Here is a 21,114-nt window from a genome sequence, read left to right as displayed (position 1 = left end):
CCGAATGGATCAGGCTCTCGTCCGCACCTCAACAGACACACAACGAGGGACCAGAGAATGGCCAAGGGTCAACAGCGCAGCAATCGCGAGACACGCAAGCCCAAGAAGGACAAGGTGGCGGCAAAACCGGCCTCGCCCTTCGGCTCGGCGGTCAAGCAGGCGGAAACCGGACTGAAGCCGAAGTCCAAGTAGCGGAAGCAAACGGACCGCTCGCCGGTGCCTCGAAGGCGAGAGGCGCCGCTGCATATCTAACGCGATGCAGGATGCCTGTCCAACACGGAGGCGCGCTTGAACTTCGTCATCGAGTTCTATCGGTCGCGCGATGCGGACGAGGCGATGCTCGACAAGGTGTCGCTGGAGGCGCCCAATTTGCGCGCCGCCTTGCAAGGCGCGAGCGCGTTGTTCCACACACTGGCCATGCCGCAGATCCCCGACCGCCTGCGCATTTCCGACGAGGATGGCAGCGAGCTTTACGCCGGGCCGGCTGATGGGGCGTATCCCGTAGAGGTGTGAGACGCGCCCCGCTCACTCCTCAGCAGGGACCGTCGTCGACGACGTTGTAGTCGGCGGCACGTGCCTCGCATTCGTTCGGGAAAGTGCGCAGTTCGCCATGGCGGCGGGCACAGACCGGAGCATATTCGCGGGTGCAGAATGTCTGCTCCTCGCCGTCACCACCACCGTCGCGGCACTCGCCGTCGCGCAGAATGCGATATCCGGCCCGCTCGGCAAGGCAGGCATTGGCAAAGGTCTGGCGGTCGCCGCCCCGCCGGGCGCAGACAGGCTCATAGTGCTTGGGGCAGAATTGCGGCTCCGGCCTTGGCGGGCGCGGCCCTGGTCCCTCATCGACCACCACCGTACAGGCGCCAAGAATTGCCGACACGAACAGGATGGCAAAGCCCTGTCGCGAGAAGATTGCCGCAAGAAATCTCATGAATATGTCTCCCTCGAGCCCCCCGTCCCGGCGCTAAACACGCCAGCCAATCCTCTTCATTCCGGTCGCAAATGCAACCCCCGTTTGCGGTCCGCCGTTTGCGGAAACGACGCGGCGCGCGTGCCGGCGCCACCCCTGACATCGCCCGCTTTCCGCCGCTGGACCATGCGTGGCCGGGCTCTGGCCGATGACCGGGGAGAGAGCCGGGTCTATCGATGCGCTACGTCGGGATGCGCCCATCGGGGCGCCCCGCGGGCCTATCTTGCAACCATCACGTTTCCGTGCGATAAATTTTGTGTTCGGGCATTTGCGACCCGGAGAGCGGAACGTTTTGGACGACCTTTCCCCGATACTGTGAATCTCTGACGGCCCCGTTTTCGGCGGGGGGTTTGACCATGCGCAAATGCGTGACTGCCGAAGCAACCACCGGGACTTGCCCACGGCGCCAGGCGGCGGGCAAACCACAAGACTGACACGGGTGAAGGAGTTTCCCCAATGGCCCAGACCGGCACCGTTAAATTCTTCAACGCGACCAAAGGCTTCGGCTTCATCACGCCAGACGGCGGCGCCAAGGATGTGTTCGTCCACATTTCCGCGATAGAGGCTTCGGGCCTGCGTACTCTCGTGGATGGCCAGAAGGTCACCTTCGACGTCGAGCCCGACCGCATGGGCAAGGGTCCGAAGGCGGTCAATCTGCGCGCAGCCTGAACCATTGCGCGTCCGTTCGGACGTGCGAGAGGACGCTGCAAGACCTTGAGCCGGCTTCCGGAGTCGGGCTCGAATTTTTTCGAAGGCGCGACGGTTCTTGTCGCGCCTTTTTCGTGTCCGGCGCGCCTAATGCATGTCGCCCAAAAGTGCGCAGCGGTTTTGGACAACGACATGCATCAAAACAAAGACTTAAAGTGCGTTGCATGAATCCGCTTCAACGCGACGCGCTTTAGCCCGCCCCCGCAAAACTTTCTCTTGCCGATAGCGCTAAAATAAAGGACAAATTTCCCTTCGGGCATTTGCCGGCCCGAGACTGGACTTTATGGGATCAAAGGGAGCTTCCCATGCCGCAGACCGGCACCGTCAAATTCTTCAATCATGCCAAAGGCTTCGGCTTCATCACGCCGGACGATGGCGCGAAGGATGTCTTCGTCCATATTTCCGCCGTGCAGGCGTCGGGTCTTCCCGGTCTTGAGGATGGGCAGAAAGTGTCCTTCGACACCGAGCCGGACAAGCGTGGCAAGGGGCCGAAGGCCGTCAACCTTTCGGTCGGCTGAGCCGGCCTGAAAGACAGGACCGAACGGGGTGATGTCCGCTCTCTGCGAGCGTGCGGTTTCTGGCGCACGCATTGAACGTCCGAAAATTTCGTTCAGCCCCCGTTCAGCCACGGTCGCCTATTAATCTTTGGTAAAGCCGGACCGCATCCCCCCGAAAACTGCACGGGCCGGCACGAAGGAGACCAAGATGAATCGCATTTTCAAGACCACCATCCTGTCCGCAGCCATCGCCGCGACCACGCTCGCCACCTTGCCTGCGGCCAATGCCGATGAGTGGCGCCATCACCGGCATCACAATGGTGACGCCCTCGCCGCCGGCGTCCTTGGCCTGGCAGCCGGCGCGCTGATCGTTGGCGCGCTCAACAACCCGCAGCCGAGATACTACGATCCCGGCTATGACGACTACGATGGTTACGCCCGGCCGGCACCGGTACGCCGCTACTACGTACAGCCGCGGGTCGTTTATGCCGACCGCTACGCCGAGCCGTGGACCCGCGAATGGTACGAATACTGCTCGGATCGCTACCGGACCTTCAACTCCCGCTCGGGAACCTTCACCGGCAATGACGGCGAGCAGCATTTCTGCACCGCCAACTGAGGTGTCCCTGCCCCAAAGCTAAAAAGCGCTGTCCGCAAGGCCGGCGCTTTTTTCTTGTTCGATTTTGCCGTCGAAGCAAAAAGCATCAGGTCAGGAACGGATTGGTCCGCCGCTCCTCGCCGAAACGGCCACCAGGCCCATGGCCGCAGATGAAGCCGATGTCGTCGCCAAGCGGCAGAAGCTTCTCCTTGATCGAGGCGATCAGCGCGGCATGGTCACCGCCCGGCAGATCCGTGCGTCCGACCGAGCCGCGAAACAGCACGTCGCCGACATGGGCGAACTTCGCCGCACGGTTGTAGTAGACGACATGGCCGGGCGCGTGACCGGGACAATGAAGAACCTCGAACACATGCTGGCCGAACGACACGGTTTCGCCTTCGGTGAGAAACCGGTCGGGCACGCAGTTGCGCACCGGATCGGTGATGCCGAAGCGCTTGGCCTGGTTCTCGAGATTGGCCAGCAGCGGCTTGTCGGCCTCGTGCGGGCCGATGATGTCGACGCCGAGCGCCTCCTTCAGTTCCATCGCACCGCCGGCATGATCGATATGGCCATGCGTGATCCAGATCGCGCCCGCGGTGATCGCGTTGTCTCTCAGCACCGACAGCAGCTTCTCGATATCGCCGCCCGGATCGACGACGACACCATGCTTGTCATCCATGTCGAACAGGATGGTGCAATTCTGCTGGAACGGTGTGACCGGCACGATGCCGGCATTGAGCTGCCCCATGATCGTCCTTTCGCTATCTCATCTCCGATGTAGAGACAGAGGCGAAAGCCGTCCACCGCCAAAAAGCGGCCGGCGAGTTAGCCCAAAAATAGAAATGGGCGGCCGCAGCCGCCCATGCGAGAAGCCTGAAACGCTGAAGGCTTATTTCTTCATCGCACCCATGACCGCGCCGATGATGCCGGTCAGGATGGCGCCGCCGCCGGCACCGCCAACGATGTTGTTGAGGTTCAACGCGCTGCCCAATCCGCTGGTGGCCGCCGCAGCCGCTGCCGGATCGACCGCACCGCCGCCGAGCAGGCTGCCGAGGATAGCCGCGCCGCCGACGCCGCCGAGAGCGCCGCCCAGAATCTTGGGAAGCTGACCCAAGGCTGCCTGTTTGAGCGCCGCGCCCACCGCCTGACCACCGATGATACCCGTAATCACCTGAATAATGATCGGAAGAAGCGTGTTCATATCCATATTACCAGTCCCTCCATAACTGCCAGCCTCCCGGGCCGACGCCATCATGAGACGCTGAATTGGAGGAAAGTCAAATGCAGAGATGCTGAAATAAAAGGGGCGGCCCGAAAACCGCCCCTGCTTGACTAAAAAGCTGTGACTTACGCTATTCTGCGGCGATCGCATGCTTGGGTTGCACTGCGGCCGAGTAGTCATTCATCAGTGTTTTGGCGATTTCGCCGACCTCGAATCGGTAGGGCCCAACCTCCGAAACCGGCGTCACTTCAGCCGCCGTTCCGGTCAGGAAGCACTGCTGGAAGCCTTCGAGTTCGTCCGGAATGATCGCGCGCTCGATCACCTCGATGCCACGCTCCTTGGCAAGGCTGATGACCGTGCGGCGGGTGATGCCGTCGAGGAAGCAATCGGGCGTGGGCGTATGGATCTTGCCGTCCTTGACGAAGAAGATGTTGGCGCCCGTCGCTTCCGCGACCTGGCCGCGCCAGTCAAGCATCATGGCATCGGCATAGCCCTTGGCTTCGGCGGCATGCTTGGACATGGTGCAGATCATGTAGAGGCCGGAGGCCTTCGATTTGGACGGCGCGGTGCGCGGATCGGGCCGGCGCCATTCCGCCAGATCGAGACGGATGCCCTTGAGCTTCTGTGCCGGATCGAAGTAGCTCGGCCACTGCCAGATGGCGATGGCGCAGTTGATACGATTGTTCTGCGCCGCAACGCCCATCTGCTCGCTGCCGCGCCAGGCGATCGGCCTGACATAGGCGTCCTGGAACCCCTGCTTCTTCAACAGCGTGGTGGAGGCATCGTTGAGCTCGGCCACCGAGTAGGGAATCGTGTAGCCGAGCAGATGTGCCGATTCATGCAGGCGCTCGGTATGCTCGTTGAGCTTGAAAATCTCGCCGCCATAGGCGCGCTCGCCCTCGAAGACGGCGCCGGCATAATGCAGGCCGTGAGTCAGCACGTGGATCTTGGCGTCGCCCCATTTGACGAACTCGCCGTTCATCCAGATAAAGCCGTCCAGCTGGTCAAAGGGAACGGATGCCATGGAAACCTCCCGCGAGCGGCGGCCCGCACATTTTTTTCGTTGCGTGTTTCGTCTCGGCCGCGCCGGGCAGCCGGTGTCTCAAAGCGTAGGCGGATATTTGAGGGTTGGCAAACTCAGGAAGTTCCGGAAAAACCGCTTCCCTTTGCCTTTTCGTTCGCAATCCACCGAAAAGCTTGCCAAAAATTACCATTGCCAGGAAATTACGTCAATAGTACTGACATAATTTCCTGCTTCGCATGGAGAAAAGATGACGGATCGAAGCCCAGTTGCCGGAAAACCGATCAGGACGGCGATCACCGACGAGGACGGCATCGACTTCGCCATCATCGAATTGTTCTTCTTCGCCTATCGCGATTTCACCTCCGATCCCGATCAGATCCTGGCCGACTATGGTTTCGGCCGCGCCCACCACCGCGTCCTGCACTTCGTCAATCGCCGGCCGGGCCTCACCGTCGCCGAACTGCTGGACGTGCTGAAAATCACCAAGCAGAGCCTGGCGCGCGTGCTCAAGCAGCTGATCGACACCGATCATATCGTCCAGTTGCAAGGCCCTCGCGACCGTCGCCAGCGCGAACTCTATCCGACGGCCAAGGGCCGTGCCCTGGCGCTGGCGCTGGCACGGCCACAGTCGCGCCGCATCCGTGCGGCATTGGAGGATTCCGGAGCCACCGAACGCACCTTGATCGAACGTTTCCTGGAAGCGATGGTGAATCCGGAACTAAGAGCGCAGATCGACATTGTGCCTGCGAACGCATCGGGGAAAAGCCATGGAGACCATTGAGAGGGTTGATCACCCGGCAGCACCGGACGACGACGCACCGCATCTGCTTGTGGTCGATGACGACACCCGCATCCGCAACCTGCTCAAGCAGTATCTGACCGAGAACGGCTTTCGCGTCACCGTTGCCGGAAATTCCGGCGAAGCCAGGCGAAAGCTTGTCGGTCTCGATTTCGATCTGATCGTGCTCGACGTCATGATGCCGGGCGAAAGCGGCGTCGATCTCACCAAGGCGTTGCGGGCCGAGAAGAACGTGCCGATCCTGATGCTCACCGCGCTGTCGGAAACCGACAGCCGCATCACCGGGCTTGAGGCCGGCGCCGACGATTATCTGCCGAAGCCATTCGACCCGCGCGAACTGATCCTGCGCATCAACAACATCCTGCGCCGTGGCGGCCCGACGACGACGCCAAAGGTCGAGCAACTGGTCTTCGGTCCCTACACGTTCCAGATCGCCAGGCGAGAGCTGAAGCGCGGCGGCGAGGCGCTGAAGCTGACCGACCGCGAGCAGGAGATCCTGGCGATTTTCGCCGCAAGGGCCGGCGAAACCATACCGCGCCATGAACTTGTCGGCGACGATTCGGAAGTCGGCGAGCGCACCATCGACGTCCAGATCAACCGGCTGCGCCGCAAGATCGAGCGCGATCCGTCCAATCCGGTCTGGCTGCAGACCGTGCGCGGTATCGGCTATCGGCTCAGCGTGGAATAGCCGCGCCTCGATAGACCCGAGCGGGTTCCGCGACGGACCTGTTCCGGCTCCAGGCGGACGGATCCAGCCAGCGTTCGATGCCGTTCTACCGGGTCGAAAAGGACGCGCTGAAGCAGGTCGAGAAAGTTGGGGTCAGGGCCAGGCAGGCGAAGGAAGTTGGTTGCGTTTTGGTGCTGCCGGTCGCATTCTCCGGTCGGGAGCGGGATCTGATTTGGGCTTTCTCAAGGGGCTTTTCATTGTAGCGCTTGCTGGCGCGATCAGCGCAGGTGCTGTTGCGCTCATCGAACGCCTGGTGCTTGAGCCCCCAAGGCCGACGGTCTCCGGCGAACCACCGCCGCTCCCTATCGTCAAGAAGAAGCCGGTACGGCAATGGAAATGGCGCCTGACCTAGCCGTCGAACGACCGCGATTCTCCGCTTCCGCAAAGCTCGCAGTGTTCTGCCTATGCTATGCCGGGCTCGCGGCCTACCTCTATCCTGACACCTATTTTGCGGCGCTGGGCACCTACAGGCTGAGACTTCTCTACCTCGTGCTGCCCTTCCTGATATTGCTCGGGCTCGCCATTGCCGCCATCATCAACCGGCCGGGCTCTCCACTCAGCTGGTTGCGGGACAAGCTGAAGTCACGAGGCATCGGAGCGACGTGCACGCTCGGAATCTTCATCCTTTGTCTGGCTGCGTTCACAACCTTCAAGCACGAATTCTCGCAGATGGTGCCGTTCTTCGCCGATCATATCCTGGCGAGGATCGACGTGGCCTTGCATTTCGGCGATCCCTGGCAATGGGCGCGCGCTCGGCCTATTCCAGCCTTTGCCGATCGGGCGCTCTATATCCTTTATTCGCATCTGTGGTTTGTTCTGCTTGCCGGCATTGTTGTCGTCGCAGCCTGGCTTGACGATGCTGCAAAGCGTCAGCGCTACTTCCTGTCGCTCACCGCGGTGGTGATTGTTCTGGGCGTGATCGTGAGGTTGGCCGCGTCCTCGGCTGGGCCGATCTTCTACGACCGGATGTTTGCGTCTGACAGGTTCGAAGACCTCATGGCATCGCTGAACGCGAGCAATGCCGGCCCCGACATCCTGCTGATCGCCGACTATCTTTATTCGTCCTACACGACCCACAAAGCGTCGATCGGTACCGGAATTTCGGCCATGCCGAGTTTCCACGTTGCCATCGCTGTCCTGAACGCCCTTTTCCTCTGGGGCCTCAACCGATGGGCCGGCTTGATCGCCTGGATTTACGCAGGCCTTATCATGTTCGGCTCGATCTACTTCGGATGGCACTACGCCACCGACGGCTATCTGGCCATCATCGCAACTGTGATGATCTGGCGATATTCCGGGCGATGGGTAGGACGGTAATTGGCCGTCGAAGAGCGAACCGCTTATGGCCACGCCAAGAGCTAGTTCAGCTGCTGCAGAACTCCCGAGCTGCTGGCCATCACCAAACTCCCGTATATCTGGAAGGCAATAGCGCCAGTCGCGGCTGCCGAAATCGGCACGCCGAAAGGCACAACGCCCTTGCGGTCCATGTGCTGGACATAGACGCGAAACGCACCTTCCGGCAGCAGAAACGGGTTTTTCATCACCATGGCCATGACCACGGCGAACACCATCAGGAGCAGAGAAAACACGACGAGGCCGCTGCCGCCGACCAGGAACGGTATGACCGCCATCAGCTTGACATCGCCGGCACCGACCTTGCGCAAGACCCAGAATGGGAAGAGCACGATAAACAGCAGCAGGCCGGCAAGCGCACTCAGCGTCATGTCCCACCAAGAGTCGGACGGAAGGGCCAACAACAGCAGTGAGCTGGCGCCCAGGCTAAGCAGCAGCAGCACATTGCTGTTGGATATCTTCTGAGTGGTGAAGTCGAGCCAGGCGATCCGCGCAAGCAGAGGGACGGCAAGCGCCTTCAGCAGCAACGAAGCGGCAAACAACATAGAGGTGCTCTACCGCTCGACGTTCTGCACGCTTGAAGATAGGAGTTTCAGATTGTTGGCGACTGTCGGATCATTGGGCGCCAGCTCGTAGGCCTTGAGGAAATTGCTGCGCGCGTCCTGCAGCTTGCCGCGCAGCAGATAGGAATAGCCGACATTGTTGTAATATTCAGGCGTCGCGCCAACCAGCTTGAAGGCACGGCCATAGGCCCGGTCAGCGAGGTCGAAGCGATGGATCCGGTCGCAGGAGGCGGCCAAACCCATCCATGCATTGCCATCATTAGGCGCAAGTTGCGTCGCCTTGAAGAACAAGGCACCGGCATTGCCGTAATTTTCCGCGCGGAACTGGTTCTTGGCTTCGGCGACGGCTAGGTCCGAGGCGTAGTATTCGACATCGCTGACCGTCTTCAGCCCATCGAACGCATCGCCAAAAGACGTCACGTCGCCCTTGGAGGGCTCATTGGTGCGAACCACACCGTCGGTGGCGTCCGTCTGACAGCCGGCAATCGCCATGATCAACAGGCCGGCTGCGGCCGCGTTTTGCCATCTCATATAGTTTTCCCCTAGGGTTCCCCCATGTCATATTAGAATCAAAACGTAACCATAACTAGAAGAAAACGCCCTTCATCCGGATGATTACCGGCAGCAGAATTACCATAAGCACAACTGGAAAAACGCAAAGTCCCAAAGGGATCATCATTTTGACCGGCAGGGAATTGGCGCGCTCCTCGGCGAGCAGGATCCGCTGGCTGCGCATCTCGTCGCTGTAAACCCGCAAAGCGTCGGTCAGGCTGGTGCCAAGTTCTTCCGACTGCCTGAAAAGCACCGCCAAAGACCGTGCCTCTTCAAGTCCCAAGCGGTCGGCGAGTTCACGCAACGCTTCCCGCAACGGCTTGCCGGCGCGCATTTGCAGATTCATGATCGCAAGTTGAATGCCCAGCCATTTGTGGGTGCCGGCCAGTTCCTGGCTGACACGCTCGACCGCTGCCTCCAGGCTCATGCCGGCATCGGCGCAGGTGATCATCATATCCATGAAGTCCGGAAAGCCGCGACGGTAAAGCTGCTTCTTTCCATTTTCAAAGCGGTCGAGCATGACGCTTGGAATCACCAAGCAGGCGAGACCGAACAGAGCGGAGACGACATAAGGTATGAAACCCGGCAAATATGGCGGCAGTACCCGCGATAGTATCGCATAGCAACCCAGGAAGCCGAGACACACCACAGCGAGCCGCGACAAGGTGTAGATCACCGGCGAGCTTGATTGATAGAAGCCGGCGCGGAAAAGCTTGGCCTCCAGCGCATTTGGTTCCCCGCGCTCCTTCTCGGCAGTCCGGAAATAGGCCTGGATCGGACGCTGGGCAGCGATCTTCGCAAGCTGCTCCTGTCCCAGCAGGGACCGGCGATTGGGAATGCCTTCGGCAATCAGGCTCTGCGTCACCAGTTTTCGCGTCTGCAGCGCCGGCAGCATGATGAGCGCTCCGAAAAGGAAAAGCGCTACCGCGGTCAGAAAGACCGCAATGGAGATGAGTAGACCCAGGTCCTGCAAATTCGCGAACAAATCCGTGCTTCGCCCCCGTTAGATATCGAAGTTGACCATGCGATACATGATGAAGTCGCCCAGCAGCGCCCAGCCCCCGAAAATCGTAAACGCAGGCAACATCAGCGGATTGTTCCACACTGTTCCATAGTATTCGGGTGCGGTGATCTGAAGGATCAGGAACATCACCAGAGGAAACAAGGATATGATCCAGGCCGACACTCGGCCTTCAGCCGTAAGCGCTTTGATCTTCATGCGAAGCTTTTGCCGTTGACGCAGGACCCCCGAAAGATTGGCCAGAATTTCCGTGAGGTTGCCACCGGTCTTGGATTGGATCGAGAGTGACACCGACAGCAAATGCAGCCCCTCGAAGCCGACCCGCTCCGACAGCTTTCGCACTGCCTGCTCCAGGCTGAGACCGAAAGTGATCTCGTCGGATACGATGCCGAATTCGGTTCCTATCGGGTCAGGCATCTCTCGTGCGACCAAGCTGATTGCCACCGATGCCGGGTGGCCAGCCCTGAGCGACCGCACGATCATGTCGAGAGCGTCGGGAAGTTGCCGGGCGAATTTGAGGATTCGTTTGTTGCGCGCTCGCCGCAGAACCAGCAAGGGCAGCACGAAGCCGATCACGAGAAAGGCAATGAACCCGATAACCATCTGCAGGTTGAAGACCAGTGTAGCGAGAAGCCCTACAACCAGTCCCGCGAGCATGAAGATCACTGCAAAGAGGATTGGATTCCCAGTGGTGCCTGACTGCGTATAAAGCCTGTTTAGACCTATAGCTCCAAAAAGGTAGTCGCCGGTGGAGCTCAGGCCTCGCTCGCGCAAAAGACCTTGCAGGGTCTGTTCCGCCGGCCCCTCCTCTCCGAGCCGCTTGAGCCGGCGATTGATAACACCGAGCCTTACACGCCGCGCCGAGTAAGACACGTAGAGAGACTCGACTGCGAGGATCACCGAAGCGGCAGCCAGCACATAGATGAAATAAAGCAAGGTCTGACCGGTCAGCATTACAGCGCAACCTGCGGATTGAAGGCATCTTTGGCGAAATGATGCCCCAGTGTCGCCGCCTCCTGGGCAAAGCGCGGGCGAACACCGGTTGCCCGAAAATCGCCGATGATCGTGCCGTCGGCGGCGACATCGCGCCGGACGAAATGATAGATTTCCTGGAGTTGGATGACATTGCCCTCCATGCCGGTCAGCTCCGATATGGAGATGACCCGCCTGCCGCCATCGGAAAGGCGCTGCGTCTGCACGATGATATCGATGGCCGATGCGATCTGCGCCCGGATGGAGTCATGGCTCATCGGCATGCCGGCCATGCCGACCATCTGCTCGAGCCGAGATATGGCGTCACGCGGCGTGTTGGCATGGATGGTGGTCATCGAGCCTTCATGGCCGGTGTTCATCGCCTGCAGCATGTCGAAGGCTTCCTCGCCGCGAACCTCACCGACGATGATGCGGTCCGGCCGCATGCGAAGCGCATTCTTGAGCAATTCGCGCTGGCGAACCTCACCTTTGCCTTCGATGTTGGGCGGGCGCGTCTCCAGCCGGCCGACATGCGGCTGCTGCAATTGCAGCTCCGCCGCATCCTCGATGGTGATCAGGCGCTCCTTGGCTGGGATGTAGCTCGACAGCGCGTTGAGCAAAGTCGTCTTGCCGCTGCCGGTGCCGCCCGAAACCAGGATGGATTTGCGAGCCTGCACGGCGATCCGCAGCAATTCCACCATCGGCGGGCGGATCGAATTGAATGCGATCAGGCGCTCGAGCGAATAGGGATTCTTCGAGAACTTGCGGATCGACACCAGCGGGCCATCCACCGAAATCGGCCGCACCGCGACGTTGACGCGTGATCCGTCCGCGAGGCGCGCATCGACCATCGGCGCGGATTCATCGACGCGGCGCCCGATGGCCGACACGATCTTGTTGATGATACGCAGCAGGTGCGCCTCGTCGCGGAAACGGATCGAGGTTTCCTCGATCACGCCACGGCGCTCGATGAACACCCGGTTATGGGTGTTGATCAGAATGTCGGCGATCGAGTCGTCCTTGAGCAGCGGCTCGATCGGCCCCAGCCCCAGCATCTCGTCCGCGGTGTCGCTGGTCAATTGATCGAGTTCACGGGCGTTCAGCGGCACGTTCCGTTGGCGAACGAACTCGCGCACAATTGGCCTGATCTCGTTCAGAATTTCGTCCTTGGAGGCGCTTTCAAGGGCGGTCAGGTTGAACCGGTCGATGAGATGCCGGTGAAGCTCGACCTTCAGCGTCAGAAAATCATCGCCATACGGTTCAGTCTCTGCCACCGGAACGATTGCCGCTCCATTCGACGCCGCCACGACGGGTGTCGGCAGCACCGCCCGCGGCTCATTCGGTCCCTTGATGAAGCGGCCTAACATGTCGTTCGAGCCCCCGAGATTCCCCAAGGCTGGAAACTAAGCGTTAACCACGCAGGGCACAAGCGCCGAGCGCGGCGGCGAAGACCTAATACTTACAACATAGTTAAGACGAGACCCCAAAAAAATCGTTTTATTTTGAGACTGTGTATCCAGGGGCACACCCCAACTCTGACCTCACGAAACGTTTCGCCCTGCAATGTGGGAATGTGCCTCTGCAGGGCTCCCGTAAACCCTTACATATAAAGGACTATGCACATACCCTAATATGATGAGCCTTCCGCCTTGTGTGAGATGCAATTGTGAACGAATGGTTAAGAACACTTGAAAAGTTAAGCGAATCAAGCCTTTGTCGAAATTGAACTGGCTTCACATCAGGTATTCGAAGGTTAAGGAACTGTTAATCCCGTTTGACTTCGCTTTTTGTCGGGACTTAGATCAAGTCGACGGGGGATGCTGGGTATGGGGTTCATCCTTGGCTCTGTCTCGTCGGGTTCAACCTCCAAGGGGAGACATTGACATGAAGAAGCTCATGACGGTGGCCCGGCAGTTCCGCGACGACGAAAACGGCGCTGCTATGGTCGAATATTCCATCCTGATCGGCATCATCGCCGCTGCATCTATTCTGATCATCGTCGGCATCGGTCTGTGGGTGACGGGACGGTTTACCGGCCTTTGCACTGCCATGAACGCCAATGGCGTTCCCGGCAGCTGCGCCAGCGGCTCCGGTAGCTGATCACAGAAATATCCAGGGTCCGGGCAGCAATGCCCGGACCCTACTTCGCCCAGGGCGGGCGATTCACTGGAATTGGGGCTTGGGGTCTATGCGCGCCAATACAATCATTATGATCGTCCTCGCCGGCGTGTTCGGTGTATTGGCGGTGGTACTTGCCAATATCTGGCTGGCCAACCAGCGCAGTGCGCTGGCGAAGTCGGATGACGTTCAACACGACTCCGTAGTAGTCGCGGCTGTGGCGCTGAAATTCGGCGACACACTGACCGCGGACAAGCTGCGGGAGGTCGCGTGGCCGGCAGGCGCGGTTCCGGCCGGTGCCTTCAAGACGACCACGGAGTTGCTGAAAGGCGAAGGCAGCAAACAGGCCCTTCAGGCGATCGGCGTCAACGAGCCTATACTTGCAACAAAGATCACCGGCCCCGGCCAGCGCGCCACGCTATCGGCAGTGCTGAGCGAAGGCATGAAAGCCGTTTCGATCAGGGTCAACGACGTGCTTGGCGTTGCCGGCTTCGTCTTCCCTGGTGATCGTGTCGATGTGCTGTTGACGCGTACCATGCGCAGCGACGGAGGCGCGGACAAGAGTTTTGTCGACGTGCTGCTGCAGAGCGTCAAGGTGCTTGCCGTCGATCAGGTGGCCGACGAGAGCAAGGACAGCCCGACTGTGGTCAAGGCCGTGACAGTCGAAGTCAACACCAAGGATGCGCAGAAGCTGACATTGGCAGCCGGCGCTGGCCAGTTGTCGCTGGCGCTTCGCCAGGCCGCGGCCAGCCAGGGCGAGACCACCGAGCGCGTCACACTTTCCGATCTTACAGGCGATACGCCCGAGGATGTCGCCGCCAGGCAAGCTGAACTCAGCAAGCAGGCTGCAGCCGAAGCCGAGGCGGCAGCCGAGCGCAAGCGCGCCGACGACAAATTGGCCGGGTTGGCCCAGGCCGTGGACCGGGTAGGAAGCAGGCTCGACGATCTGAGCAAGATCAAGCCGGCTCCGGTAGTGGCATCTGCGCCGCAGGTGAAGGAAATTGTCAAGGAAGTAGTCAAATATGTGCAGCCGGAACAACCGGTGCGGGCGACAGTCGGTGTCTTTCGAGGTATAAAACTCGAAACATACGATGTGCCGCGACAAAAGTAATACCGGCATATTAGGATAAGCGGAGTCCGAATCAGCCGGCAAGGGGGTAGCGTAGATGCGTGCGTTCTGGGGACCACTGGCGACCGCTGTGACTTGTTCTGTAGCGCTGCTCAGCTTTGCGGCTCACGCTGCCGACCGCTTCATTGATGTGTCCAACCCCAGCGTCCATCGGATTTTCCTGCCGATGTCGCAATCGGTGACCCTCCAGGTGAGCGCCAATCTCGGCGATATCGTTGTCGGCGACGAGAAGATCGCCGATGCCCAGCCGATGACTGACCGGACGCTTTACGTCATCGGCAAGAGCGCCGGCACTACGACGGTCAATCTCTTCTCCCCGGAAAAGCGCTCGCTCGGCGTCATCCAGATCGAGGTCGGCGTCGACGTCAGCGACATGGCGCAAGCGATCCGCCAGGTAGCGCCCAGGGCGCGCATCGAAATCGGTTCGATCAACGGCAAGGTCAGGCTCGGCGGCCATGTCAAGGACGGCGCCACGCTGGCGTCGATCCTTGAGGTGGCACAGCAGTATGGCCCTGACGCCATCATCAATTCCGTCATCGTCGACGACAGCCAGCAGGTGAATCTCGAGGTCCGCGTGCTTGAGGCCAAGCGCAACGCCGGCCGCGATCTCGGCGTGTCGATCAGGAGCACGAATAGCAGCGGCACAACCCGTACAGGGACGGGTGTCGCGGCGGCCGACAAAGATGGTGTAGTGCTCGGCCCGGGCGATCTGCTCAGCGGCCTGCTGTCGACCAGCAATCCTTTCGCCGCGCTGATTACGCGCGTCATTGACAGCAACATCAAGGTCGACCTGATCATCGAGGCGCTTGAGGCCAAGGGCGTCGTGCGCACGCTGGCTGAACCCAATCTCACCACTCTGTCCGGTGAGCCAGCCAGCTTCAACGCCGGCGGCGAAGTGCCTATCCGTGTCGTCGGTACCGATGGCCAGATAAGCATCGTGTACAAGCAATTCGGCGTCAATCTGCTGTTCACGCCAGTCGTACTCGACGACGGCAAGATCCATATGAAGCTGGCGCCGGAAGTGAGTGACCTCACCGGCTTTACCACCGCTGGCGATCCGATCTTCACCAACCGCAAGTTGGAGACTGTCGTCGAACTGCGCGACGGCCAGAGTTTCGCGGTCGGCGGCTTGTTGTCCAGCAAGACCACCAAGCTGCAGAACCAGGTGCCGTGGCTGGGCCAGGTACCGGTCATCGGCGCGCTGTTCCGCAATTCGAGCAACCAGAAGGAAGAAACCGAACTGGTGGTGATCGTCACGCCGCATATCGTGCGGCCGGTGAAACCCGGCGAGCAGTTGGCGACCCCGTTCGACAAGACACGACCGGCCAACGATCCGGAGTTCTTCATCCTCGGTCAGCTTGAAGTGAACAAGGACATGATCAGAAAATATGAAACCGGCGACGGCGTCACCGGCCCATATGGCCACATGCTGGACTTCAAATCGAAGGACAAGATGCTCTATGTCAAGAAATAGTGTCCTGATCCTCATTCTGTGCGCCGGTGCATTATCGGGCTGCGCCGCGGACTATCTGAACCACTACGACACGGTGACGCTCGCCGCCGGCGACACCCAGAAATACAATTCGCTGCTGCAGACGGTCGATCCGTTCAATCCGAACTCGAAGAACACCAGAATAGAAGGCGACGGCACGCGGGCTGCGCTTGTTGCCCACAACTACAAATTCCCACCGCCACCACCGCCGCCGCCGGCGATCACGGTTAATGTCGGCACGCCGACCGCGAACTGAACAGAAGGATGCGGTTTTATACGCGCCAGGCTGACGAGGGGTTCTGGCGCCAGGGGAGCTAAGAGTAACGCCATGTTGCGAACCATTCGCGCGTTCTGGCACGATCAGAGGGGAATAGCGCTGATCCTCATCAGCGTCATGCTGCCGGCAATCATCGGCTTCTCGCTGCTGGCGATCGACGCGAGCCGGATGAACAATCTGCACAACGACTTGCAGAAGGGCACCGACGCATTGGCGCTTGCCGCTGCTGCCGAGTTGAATGGCCGATCCGACGCTTGGACACGCGCCGAGAACGCTCTGACCAATCTCGTCTCCAACAGCACCAGGTTCTCGGATGGAGGCACTGTGCCGCTATTAACCGGCACCGGGGCCACTACCGTTGACTCAACCTATTCGGCGTGCCGGTCGAAAGGGCAGGTTTCATGGTGTTTCCTCGCCTCCATTCCAACAAACGACTCCTCCCCGATTACGCCAGCCAACTATGCCGCATCGGCAATCGTGACCCGATTTATTCAGGTAAAAGCACAACCGGAGACCTTGACGCCGTTTTTCCCCGTTTCCATTGTGTCCTCGGGAGGTACGGCCAACAGCAGCTACAATCTCAGCACCGTCTCGGTTGCCGGGTTCACCTCCGGCGTCTGCAACTACACACCCGTCTTCATGTGCAATCCGTATGAGATGGTGAATGGCACCAATTCGGCGGGTGGGGCGACGCTCGAGCAGGCTGTGACCGACCCGGCAGTTCATCGCCGGGAGATCGAACTGCGATTGGTGGGGAACAACGCGGCCTATGGGCCGGGCAATTTCGGCTTCCTGGCACCGCCGGACGATGTCGGCAACGGCGCCCAGGCACTCGCACAGACAATCGCCACCTCGACACCCCTTGGCTGCTATTCGGCGCAGGGCGTAAGCACCAAGACCGGCCAGAACAATGGCCCGGTCCAGGACGCGTTCAACGTTCGCTTCGGTATCAACGCCAGCGGCAATGCCTTCAACAGCCCGGAATATGGTCCGGCTGCGAATGTCCGCAAGGGTGCGTCGACGGGCGGCAATGGAAACGGCAATGGCAATGGCAACCAATGCCCTTCCTACAATCAGTTGACGTTCAATGGGACCGGCAACATGGGCCTGCCCAGGGATGCCACCACGCCCTATATGGGCGGACGGATGGGCGACGGAAATTGGAACCTCTCCGGCTATTGGAGCACCAACTTCGCTTCCGCCAGCTATCCCTCTTCGTGGAATACGACCAAGCCGACCCGGTACCAGGTCTACAAATACGAGCTTGCGAATAGCCTGGTCGGAACAGCCTCGGCAGGGGGCGAGGTGGGAACGCCACCGAGTTCGTGCCAGCCGCCGGTCACCTCCGTCGACCGAAGACTGCTTTACGGCGCGATCCTGAACTGCAACGCGCTTCAGGCCGCCGGAAACAATCTGAGCGGCAACAGCACCAACCTTCCCGTTGAAGCCTTCGCCAGTTTCTTCATGACGGAACCCGTTCCGGGTGCGTCGCAGGGAGGGTCGGTCTTTGTCGAGCTCGTCGACATTACTGGCCGCGGCGGGCAAGGCACGCTCGACAACTTCCTGCGCGACGAAGCGCAGCTTTACCGGTGATGACGACAATGGTTCGGCTGATAGCTCGCCATCTCCGGAGATTTAGGCGCGACCAGCGCGGCACGGTGCTTATTGAAATGGCGATAGTGGCGCCGCTGATGCTGCTCTTGTCGGCTGGCGTGTTCGAGTTCGGCAATCTGATCCATGACAAGCTGTTGATGGAAGCCGGCCTTGACGATGCAGCGCGTTTCGCCGCGCGTTGCAACAGCCAAATCTACACTCAAGCCAATCTGACAATTAACTGTGCCGCCGTTGCAAAAAACATTGCCGAGCGCGGCTATGTAGCTGGCGGCACTGAGCGCGTCCCTGGTTTCAACGTGACCGTCAACACTTCCACTTGCTACAACACGGTCGACGTCAACGGGGTCGTTCTCTACCTCTCGACGACATCCCAAGTCTGCGTTGTGACGGCATCCGGCACCCTTGCCTACAGCGGCATCGGCATGCTTTCGCTGCTCAACATCGGCCCGATCACGCTCAACGCCAGCCATCAGGAGCGGTTCATCCGATTTTGATGATGATGAAGCGGTTCGTGACATCGGAAGACGGAGCGACGATGGTCGAAATGGCCATCGCGATGACGCTGCTCCTCACCTTGACCCTCGGCTTTGTCGATTTCGGCTATGCCTTGTATCAATGGAATGCCGCGACCAAGGCCGTGCAGATCGGCGCTCGGCTTGCATCCATTTCCAATCCCGTTGCAACCGCCCTTGCGACAGCCGCACCGACCACGACCCCGGGCGCTCCGGTGGTTGCAGGCGCCTATGGGCCGTTCGCCTGCAGCTATGCCGGTTCCACTGGCTCCTGCACCAACAGCGGCGCATTCGACGCCACTAATTTCAGTCGCATCTTTCGCGGGGACACAGCCGTCACCAACGACGATGCCTGCCCCACGCCGACAGCAAACCAGCGATCCGGCATGTGTCACTTTTTCCCTGGCTTGCTGCGCAGCAACGTCGTCGTGACCTATTCTGCTACCGGCCTCGGCTACCAGACCCGGCTGGGCGGCCCGGTGCCGACCATCACTGTCAATCTTCGGAACATTACATTCCAGTTCTTCTTCCTGGGCGGACTGGTGCCTGGGCTCCGCAATATGACCATGCCCTCCATGCTAAGCACGGTAACGGGCGAAGATTTGAAGAGTACCGCGCCATGAATGCCATCAACACAAAAGTGCTGCCGACCAAGCGAAAGCAGGTGGCGCTGTTCTCGTCGGATGCGAATTTCAAGCGCGATGTGGCGACGCGGCTCGACGCGCTGGCGATCTACGATGTCCGGATTTCCGAGATAGGCGACTTCCTCAAGGGCCCGCCTGCCGACACGCGTCCGGGCATCGTCATCCTCGACCTTGGCCATGGCGAGATGCTCGGCCAGCCCGGCATCGTCGAGGCGCGCTCCAAATGGGCAACCGTGCCGCTAATCGCGGTCTCCGACGAACTGACGTCGGAGCAGACGCGGGTGCTGGTGCGGATGAACGCCTCGGACTGGCTGCACAAGCCACTCGACGGCAAGGAACTGCTCAACGCAGTGACCTTCCACGACACCGGCAACCAGGGAACCAAGAGCCGCATCATCACCTTCATCGGCGCAAGCGGCGGCGCCGGCGCCACGACACTGGCCTTGTCGGCGGCGGAACACCTGGCGTCGAAATCGGCAGAGCGCGCGGCTTCCACCTGCCTGGTCGATCTCGATTTCCAGAGCGCCAATTGCGGCGCCTATCTCAACCAGTTCAACCAGTTCGACCTTGGCGGGATCATCGGCATGCCGGAGAGACTCGATGTCGAGCTGATGGATGTCATCAAGCTTTCGCGTCCGTCCGGGCTGACGCTCTATTCCTTCGAAAGGCCGCAACTGCCGTTCGAGCCGCAAGGCGCCGATTTCGTGTTTCGGCTGCTGGACCTCGTCGCCTATCGGTTCGACGACATCGTCATCGATCTGCCGAACATCGAGACCCCCTGGCACAATTCCGTGCTGTCGACGAGCGATGAGATCTTCATCGTCTTCGAACTCAACGTCGCCTCGCTGCGGCAAGGCAAGCGGCTCTACAAGAAGATTCGTGAGTTGCGCGGCAATGCGGTCAGCATCACGCTGGTCGCCAACAAGCACAAGCGCAAATGGTTCGGGAACCACTTTTCGCGCAGCGAGCTCGAAAAGATTTTCAAGGCGCCGCACATCAAGTCGGTCGCGCTGGACAATGCGCTTCTGACCGATGCCTTGAACCGTGCTATCCTGCCTGCCGAGGTGGATGGGCGTGCGCGCTTCAACAAGGATCTGAAGCGGATGTTCAAAGAGCGGCTCGATGACGCTGCCAAGTAGGTATCGGATCGTCCAAGGACTGGCCGGCGCCTGCGTCATGGGCGTCGTGCTGGCGATGTCCGTCCAGGACGCCTACGCGCGATCGGCACTTTCGGAACGGCCGCCGCTGCCGGCAATGGGTCCCAGCCTGCGCAAAACTGTCGCCTTTGAAACCACGGAACAACCCGGAACGATCGTTATCCGCAAGGGCGAGAAAGCGCTTTATCTGGTGACCCGGCAAGGCCAGGCGCTTCGCTATCAGATCAGCGTCGGACGGGACGGATTTGGCTGGACCGGGGTCGTCAAGGTGGGGGCGAAGACCGAATGGCCGGAATGGCGCCCGCCCAGGGAAATGCGCGCCCGCCAGCCGGAGCTGCCGGAAATGGTGCCTGCCGGTCCCTACAATCCACTTGGCGCCAGAGCGCTCTATCTGCTTCGGGACGGGCGTGACACGCTCTATCGCATACACGGCACCAACGATCCCAAAGGGGTCGGCTTCGACGGAACATCGGGGTGTTTTCGCCTTACCAACACCGATGTGATCGATCTCTTCAAGCGCGTCGCGGTCGGCGCAAAGGTGGTGGTCCAATGACGATGATCAGCGAACCGGACATGCCGGCAATCGAGATTGGGGCGGCAACCCACATTGAAGAGCAGGCTGCTGTAGGGAAACCGAGTGACAAAAGCCTGATCGGCGCTGTCGTCATCGGCACGTCCCTGATCACCTTGGTGAACATAATAGCCGCGGTCTATCTCTACCGCGGCATCAGCGATATGCGCTTTTTGGAAGGACGCCTGGAACAACTCGGGACGTTCGAGCAACGAATCGGGGGCCGGCTGGATACGGTCAACAACGGTTTTCAGAGCCGATTTGAAAAACTGGACAGTCAACTGCAGAGCAGCTTCGGTGAAATCAACCGGAGCATAGCTAAGCTGGAACAGAACCAGCCAGTTGCCGGCGACGAAGTCATGTCGAGCGCAGCGGAACCTTCGATGGTCGCGACCAGCGCCGTGGCGGAGGCACCCACCGTTATCGACGGTGAAGACGCAACCGACCCCAGCGTTGTCGATGCGCCGCGTCCGCCCAAAAGGCGGATTGCAGCTGCGGCGCCTGCCCCAAGCCCCGACTACCAGCGCATACAGCAGGCGGACGGCAAGGTTTACTACCGAAAGATCAACTAGCGCTGGAAAACGTCGGGCTGCC

At 60.2% G+C, this 21,114-nt stretch carries 28 protein-coding genes; 19 read left to right on the top strand and 9 right to left on the bottom strand.

Translation table 11 applies throughout. The features are described from left to right. The first annotated feature begins 57 nt into the window (after positions 1-57). Both AC1DXN_RS05235 and AC1DXN_RS05230 read left to right on the top strand, forming a co-directional pair. Positions 58-192: a hypothetical protein gene (locus tag AC1DXN_RS05235; protein WP_477245443.1), complete on the top strand. Its 135-nt coding sequence runs from the start codon at positions 58-60 to the stop codon at positions 190-192. A 96-nt stretch (positions 193-288) separates the two neighbouring features. Further along, positions 289-513: a hypothetical protein gene (locus tag AC1DXN_RS05230; RefSeq protein WP_477272732.1), complete on the top strand. Its 225-nt coding sequence runs from the start codon at positions 289-291 to the stop codon at positions 511-513. A gap of 19 nt (positions 514-532) precedes the next feature. On the opposite strand, the gene AC1DXN_RS05225 is transcribed toward AC1DXN_RS05230, so the two are convergent. After that, the gene (locus AC1DXN_RS05225; RefSeq protein ID WP_477272733.1) at positions 533-931 is read right to left on the bottom strand and encodes a Kazal-type serine protease inhibitor family protein; all 399 of its coding nucleotides are present in this window, start codon (positions 929-931) and stop codon (positions 533-535) included. 495 nt (positions 932-1,426) lie between these two features. Between AC1DXN_RS05225 and AC1DXN_RS05220 the strand changes: the two genes are divergently transcribed. The 3 genes from AC1DXN_RS05220 (at position 1,427) to AC1DXN_RS05210 (ending at position 2,794) form a co-directional block, all read left to right on the top strand. Continuing rightward, the gene (locus AC1DXN_RS05220; RefSeq protein ID WP_006202520.1) at positions 1,427-1,639 is read left to right on the top strand and encodes a cold-shock protein; all 213 of its coding nucleotides are present in this window, start codon (positions 1,427-1,429) and stop codon (positions 1,637-1,639) included. 344 nt (positions 1,640-1,983) lie between these two features. Then, positions 1,984-2,196 (top strand): cold-shock protein, encoded by a 213-nt coding sequence (locus AC1DXN_RS05215; RefSeq protein WP_013530020.1) that lies wholly within the window; start codon positions 1,984-1,986, stop codon positions 2,194-2,196. Between the two features lie 187 nt (positions 2,197-2,383). Continuing rightward, positions 2,384-2,794, top strand: a complete 411-nt coding sequence (locus AC1DXN_RS05210; RefSeq protein ID WP_477272735.1) for a BA14K family protein — start codon at positions 2,384-2,386, stop codon at positions 2,792-2,794. Positions 2,795-2,879: 85 nt separating this feature from the next. Here the strand turns inward: AC1DXN_RS05210 and AC1DXN_RS05205 are convergent, their stop codons facing one another. The 3 genes from AC1DXN_RS05205 to AC1DXN_RS05195 form a co-directional block, all read right to left on the bottom strand. Further along, positions 2,880-3,521 carry an MBL fold metallo-hydrolase gene (locus AC1DXN_RS05205; protein WP_477272737.1) on the bottom strand — a complete coding sequence of 214 codons (642 nt, stop codon included), beginning with the start codon at positions 3,519-3,521 and terminating at the stop codon, positions 2,880-2,882. A gap of 141 nt (positions 3,522-3,662) precedes the next feature. Beyond that, on the bottom strand, positions 3,663-3,980 hold the full coding sequence (locus AC1DXN_RS05200) for a hypothetical protein (RefSeq protein WP_477245452.1): 318 nt from the start codon (positions 3,978-3,980) through the stop codon (positions 3,663-3,665). A gap of 145 nt (positions 3,981-4,125) precedes the next feature. Continuing rightward, a complete protein-coding gene (locus tag AC1DXN_RS05195) occupies positions 4,126-5,019 on the bottom strand; it encodes a branched-chain amino acid aminotransferase (RefSeq protein ID WP_477272739.1) in 894 nt (297 codons plus the stop codon). Between the two features lie 247 nt (positions 5,020-5,266). Here AC1DXN_RS05195 and AC1DXN_RS05190 point away from each other — a divergent pair, with 247 nt between their 5' ends. The 4 genes from AC1DXN_RS05190 (at position 5,267) to AC1DXN_RS05175 (ending at position 7,862) form a co-directional block, all read left to right on the top strand. After that, on the top strand, positions 5,267-5,800 hold the full coding sequence (locus AC1DXN_RS05190) for a MarR family winged helix-turn-helix transcriptional regulator (RefSeq protein ID WP_477272741.1): 534 nt from the start codon (positions 5,267-5,269) through the stop codon (positions 5,798-5,800). After that, positions 5,787-6,506 carry a response regulator gene (locus AC1DXN_RS05185; RefSeq protein WP_477245457.1) on the top strand — a complete coding sequence of 240 codons (720 nt, stop codon included), beginning with the start codon at positions 5,787-5,789 and terminating at the stop codon, positions 6,504-6,506. Before AC1DXN_RS05190 ends, AC1DXN_RS05185 begins: the two co-directional genes overlap by 14 nt. A gap of 211 nt (positions 6,507-6,717) precedes the next feature. Continuing rightward, entirely contained in the window at positions 6,718-6,897 is a 180-nt protein-coding gene (locus AC1DXN_RS05180; protein ID WP_477272743.1) for a hypothetical protein, read from the top strand. After that, a complete protein-coding gene (locus AC1DXN_RS05175; protein ID WP_477272745.1) occupies positions 6,882-7,862 on the top strand; it encodes a phosphatase PAP2 family protein in 981 nt (326 codons plus the stop codon). Before AC1DXN_RS05180 ends, AC1DXN_RS05175 begins: the two co-directional genes overlap by 16 nt. A gap of 41 nt (positions 7,863-7,903) precedes the next feature. On the opposite strand, the gene AC1DXN_RS05170 is transcribed toward AC1DXN_RS05175, so the two are convergent. Genes AC1DXN_RS05170 through AC1DXN_RS05150 form a run of 5 tightly spaced genes read right to left on the bottom strand, consistent with a single transcriptional unit; the run spans position 7,904 to position 12,373 of the window. Next, entirely contained in the window at positions 7,904-8,425 is a 522-nt protein-coding gene (locus AC1DXN_RS05170) for a prepilin peptidase (RefSeq protein WP_477272746.1), read from the bottom strand. A gap of 27 nt (positions 8,426-8,452) precedes the next feature. Further along, positions 8,453-8,992, bottom strand: a complete 540-nt coding sequence (locus AC1DXN_RS05165) for a tetratricopeptide repeat protein (protein WP_477272748.1) — start codon at positions 8,990-8,992, stop codon at positions 8,453-8,455. Positions 8,993-9,047: 55 nt separating this feature from the next. Next, positions 9,048-9,998, bottom strand: a complete 951-nt coding sequence (locus AC1DXN_RS05160; protein ID WP_477272750.1) for a type II secretion system F family protein — start codon at positions 9,996-9,998, stop codon at positions 9,048-9,050. A gap of 18 nt (positions 9,999-10,016) precedes the next feature. Next, positions 10,017-10,988 (bottom strand): type II secretion system F family protein, encoded by a 972-nt coding sequence (locus AC1DXN_RS05155; RefSeq protein ID WP_477272752.1) that lies wholly within the window; start codon positions 10,986-10,988, stop codon positions 10,017-10,019. After that, positions 10,988-12,373 (bottom strand): CpaF family protein, encoded by a 1,386-nt coding sequence (locus tag AC1DXN_RS05150; protein WP_477272754.1) that lies wholly within the window; start codon positions 12,371-12,373, stop codon positions 10,988-10,990. Before AC1DXN_RS05150 ends, AC1DXN_RS05155 begins: the two co-directional genes overlap by 1 nt. Positions 12,374-12,890: 517 nt before the next feature. On the opposite strand from AC1DXN_RS05150, the gene AC1DXN_RS05145 reads away from it, so the two are divergent. From AC1DXN_RS05145 to AC1DXN_RS05100, 10 genes are all read left to right on the top strand, one after another. Next, positions 12,891-13,106, top strand: coding sequence for a Flp family type IVb pilin (locus tag AC1DXN_RS05145; protein WP_477272756.1), 216 nt, complete (start codon positions 12,891-12,893; stop codon positions 13,104-13,106). 88 nt (positions 13,107-13,194) lie between these two features. Then, the gene (gene cpaB / locus AC1DXN_RS05140) at positions 13,195-14,235 is read left to right on the top strand and encodes a Flp pilus assembly protein CpaB (RefSeq protein ID WP_477272757.1); all 1,041 of its coding nucleotides are present in this window, start codon (positions 13,195-13,197) and stop codon (positions 14,233-14,235) included. 55 nt (positions 14,236-14,290) lie between these two features. After that, positions 14,291-15,727: a type II and III secretion system protein family protein gene (locus AC1DXN_RS05135; RefSeq protein WP_477272759.1), complete on the top strand. Its 1,437-nt coding sequence runs from the start codon at positions 14,291-14,293 to the stop codon at positions 15,725-15,727. Beyond that, positions 15,714-16,001 (top strand): hypothetical protein, encoded by a 288-nt coding sequence (locus tag AC1DXN_RS05130; RefSeq protein ID WP_477272761.1) that lies wholly within the window; start codon positions 15,714-15,716, stop codon positions 15,999-16,001. The genes AC1DXN_RS05135 and AC1DXN_RS05130 overlap by 14 nt, the downstream gene beginning before the upstream one ends. Positions 16,002-16,073: 72 nt before the next feature. After that, complete coding sequence (locus AC1DXN_RS05125; RefSeq protein WP_477272763.1) at positions 16,074-17,615, top strand: TadE/TadG family type IV pilus assembly protein; 1,542 nt, start codon at positions 16,074-16,076, stop codon at positions 17,613-17,615. Next, complete coding sequence (locus tag AC1DXN_RS05120; RefSeq protein WP_477273390.1) at positions 17,615-18,130, top strand: TadE/TadG family type IV pilus assembly protein; 516 nt, start codon at positions 17,615-17,617, stop codon at positions 18,128-18,130. The genes AC1DXN_RS05125 and AC1DXN_RS05120 overlap by 1 nt, the downstream gene beginning before the upstream one ends. Next, positions 18,130-18,771, top strand: coding sequence for a TadE/TadG family type IV pilus assembly protein (locus tag AC1DXN_RS05115; RefSeq protein ID WP_477273392.1), 642 nt, complete (start codon positions 18,130-18,132; stop codon positions 18,769-18,771). Before AC1DXN_RS05120 ends, AC1DXN_RS05115 begins: the two co-directional genes overlap by 1 nt. Further along, positions 18,768-19,931, top strand: a complete 1,164-nt coding sequence (locus AC1DXN_RS05110; RefSeq protein ID WP_477272764.1) for a CpaE/TadZ family protein — start codon at positions 18,768-18,770, stop codon at positions 19,929-19,931. Before AC1DXN_RS05115 ends, AC1DXN_RS05110 begins: the two co-directional genes overlap by 4 nt. Further along, positions 19,915-20,502, top strand: a complete 588-nt coding sequence (locus AC1DXN_RS05105) for a L,D-transpeptidase (RefSeq protein WP_477272766.1) — start codon at positions 19,915-19,917, stop codon at positions 20,500-20,502. Before AC1DXN_RS05110 ends, AC1DXN_RS05105 begins: the two co-directional genes overlap by 17 nt. Beyond that, positions 20,499-21,092, top strand: coding sequence for a hypothetical protein (locus AC1DXN_RS05100; RefSeq protein WP_477272768.1), 594 nt, complete (start codon positions 20,499-20,501; stop codon positions 21,090-21,092). Before AC1DXN_RS05105 ends, AC1DXN_RS05100 begins: the two co-directional genes overlap by 4 nt. Positions 21,093-21,114: the final 22 nt, after the last annotated feature.

This window comes from Mesorhizobium sp. P2_H9 (assembly GCF_056403215.1).
This window is presented reverse-complemented; position numbering and strand designations above follow the sequence as displayed.

Excerpts from the sequence above, each read along its gene's own strand:
- AC1DXN_RS05105 (WP_477272766.1), top strand. The coding sequence starts at position 19,915 with ATGACGCTGCCAAGTAGGTATCGGATCGTCCAAGGACTGGCCGGCGCC.
- AC1DXN_RS05190 (WP_477272741.1), top strand. The coding sequence starts at position 5,267 with ATGACGGATCGAAGCCCAGTTGCCGGAAAACCGATCAGGACGGCGATC.
- AC1DXN_RS05100 (WP_477272768.1), top strand. The coding sequence starts at position 20,499 with ATGACGATGATCAGCGAACCGGACATGCCGGCAATCGAGATTGGGGCG.
- AC1DXN_RS05145 (WP_477272756.1), top strand. The coding sequence starts at position 12,891 with ATGAAGAAGCTCATGACGGTGGCCCGGCAGTTCCGCGACGACGAAAAC.
- AC1DXN_RS05130 (WP_477272761.1), top strand. The coding sequence starts at position 15,714 with ATGTCAAGAAATAGTGTCCTGATCCTCATTCTGTGCGCCGGTGCATTA.
- AC1DXN_RS05125 (WP_477272763.1), top strand. The coding sequence starts at position 16,074 with ATGTTGCGAACCATTCGCGCGTTCTGGCACGATCAGAGGGGAATAGCG.
- AC1DXN_RS05135 (WP_477272759.1), top strand. The coding sequence starts at position 14,291 with ATGCGTGCGTTCTGGGGACCACTGGCGACCGCTGTGACTTGTTCTGTA.
- AC1DXN_RS05200 (WP_477245452.1), bottom strand. The coding sequence starts at position 3,980 with ATGGATATGAACACGCTTCTTCCGATCATTATTCAGGTGATTACGGGT.
- cpaB (WP_477272757.1), top strand. The coding sequence starts at position 13,195 with ATGCGCGCCAATACAATCATTATGATCGTCCTCGCCGGCGTGTTCGGT.
- AC1DXN_RS05165 (WP_477272748.1), bottom strand. The coding sequence starts at position 8,992 with ATGAGATGGCAAAACGCGGCCGCAGCCGGCCTGTTGATCATGGCGATT.
- AC1DXN_RS05120 (WP_477273390.1), top strand. The coding sequence starts at position 17,615 with ATGACGACAATGGTTCGGCTGATAGCTCGCCATCTCCGGAGATTTAGG.
- AC1DXN_RS05150 (WP_477272754.1), bottom strand. The coding sequence starts at position 12,373 with ATGTTAGGCCGCTTCATCAAGGGACCGAATGAGCCGCGGGCGGTGCTG.
- AC1DXN_RS05110 (WP_477272764.1), top strand. The coding sequence starts at position 18,768 with ATGAATGCCATCAACACAAAAGTGCTGCCGACCAAGCGAAAGCAGGTG.
- AC1DXN_RS05175 (WP_477272745.1), top strand. The coding sequence starts at position 6,882 with ATGGCGCCTGACCTAGCCGTCGAACGACCGCGATTCTCCGCTTCCGCA.
- AC1DXN_RS05185 (WP_477245457.1), top strand. The coding sequence starts at position 5,787 with ATGGAGACCATTGAGAGGGTTGATCACCCGGCAGCACCGGACGACGAC.
- AC1DXN_RS05215 (WP_013530020.1), top strand. The coding sequence starts at position 1,984 with ATGCCGCAGACCGGCACCGTCAAATTCTTCAATCATGCCAAAGGCTTC.
- AC1DXN_RS05115 (WP_477273392.1), top strand. The coding sequence starts at position 18,130 with ATGATGATGAAGCGGTTCGTGACATCGGAAGACGGAGCGACGATGGTC.
- AC1DXN_RS05205 (WP_477272737.1), bottom strand. The coding sequence starts at position 3,521 with ATGGGGCAGCTCAATGCCGGCATCGTGCCGGTCACACCGTTCCAGCAG.
- AC1DXN_RS05225 (WP_477272733.1), bottom strand. The coding sequence starts at position 931 with ATGAGATTTCTTGCGGCAATCTTCTCGCGACAGGGCTTTGCCATCCTG.
- AC1DXN_RS05220 (WP_006202520.1), top strand. The coding sequence starts at position 1,427 with ATGGCCCAGACCGGCACCGTTAAATTCTTCAACGCGACCAAAGGCTTC.
- AC1DXN_RS05195 (WP_477272739.1), bottom strand. The coding sequence starts at position 5,019 with ATGGCATCCGTTCCCTTTGACCAGCTGGACGGCTTTATCTGGATGAAC.
- AC1DXN_RS05155 (WP_477272752.1), bottom strand. The coding sequence starts at position 10,988 with ATGCTGACCGGTCAGACCTTGCTTTATTTCATCTATGTGCTGGCTGCC.
- AC1DXN_RS05210 (WP_477272735.1), top strand. The coding sequence starts at position 2,384 with ATGAATCGCATTTTCAAGACCACCATCCTGTCCGCAGCCATCGCCGCG.
- AC1DXN_RS05235 (WP_477245443.1), top strand. The coding sequence starts at position 58 with ATGGCCAAGGGTCAACAGCGCAGCAATCGCGAGACACGCAAGCCCAAG.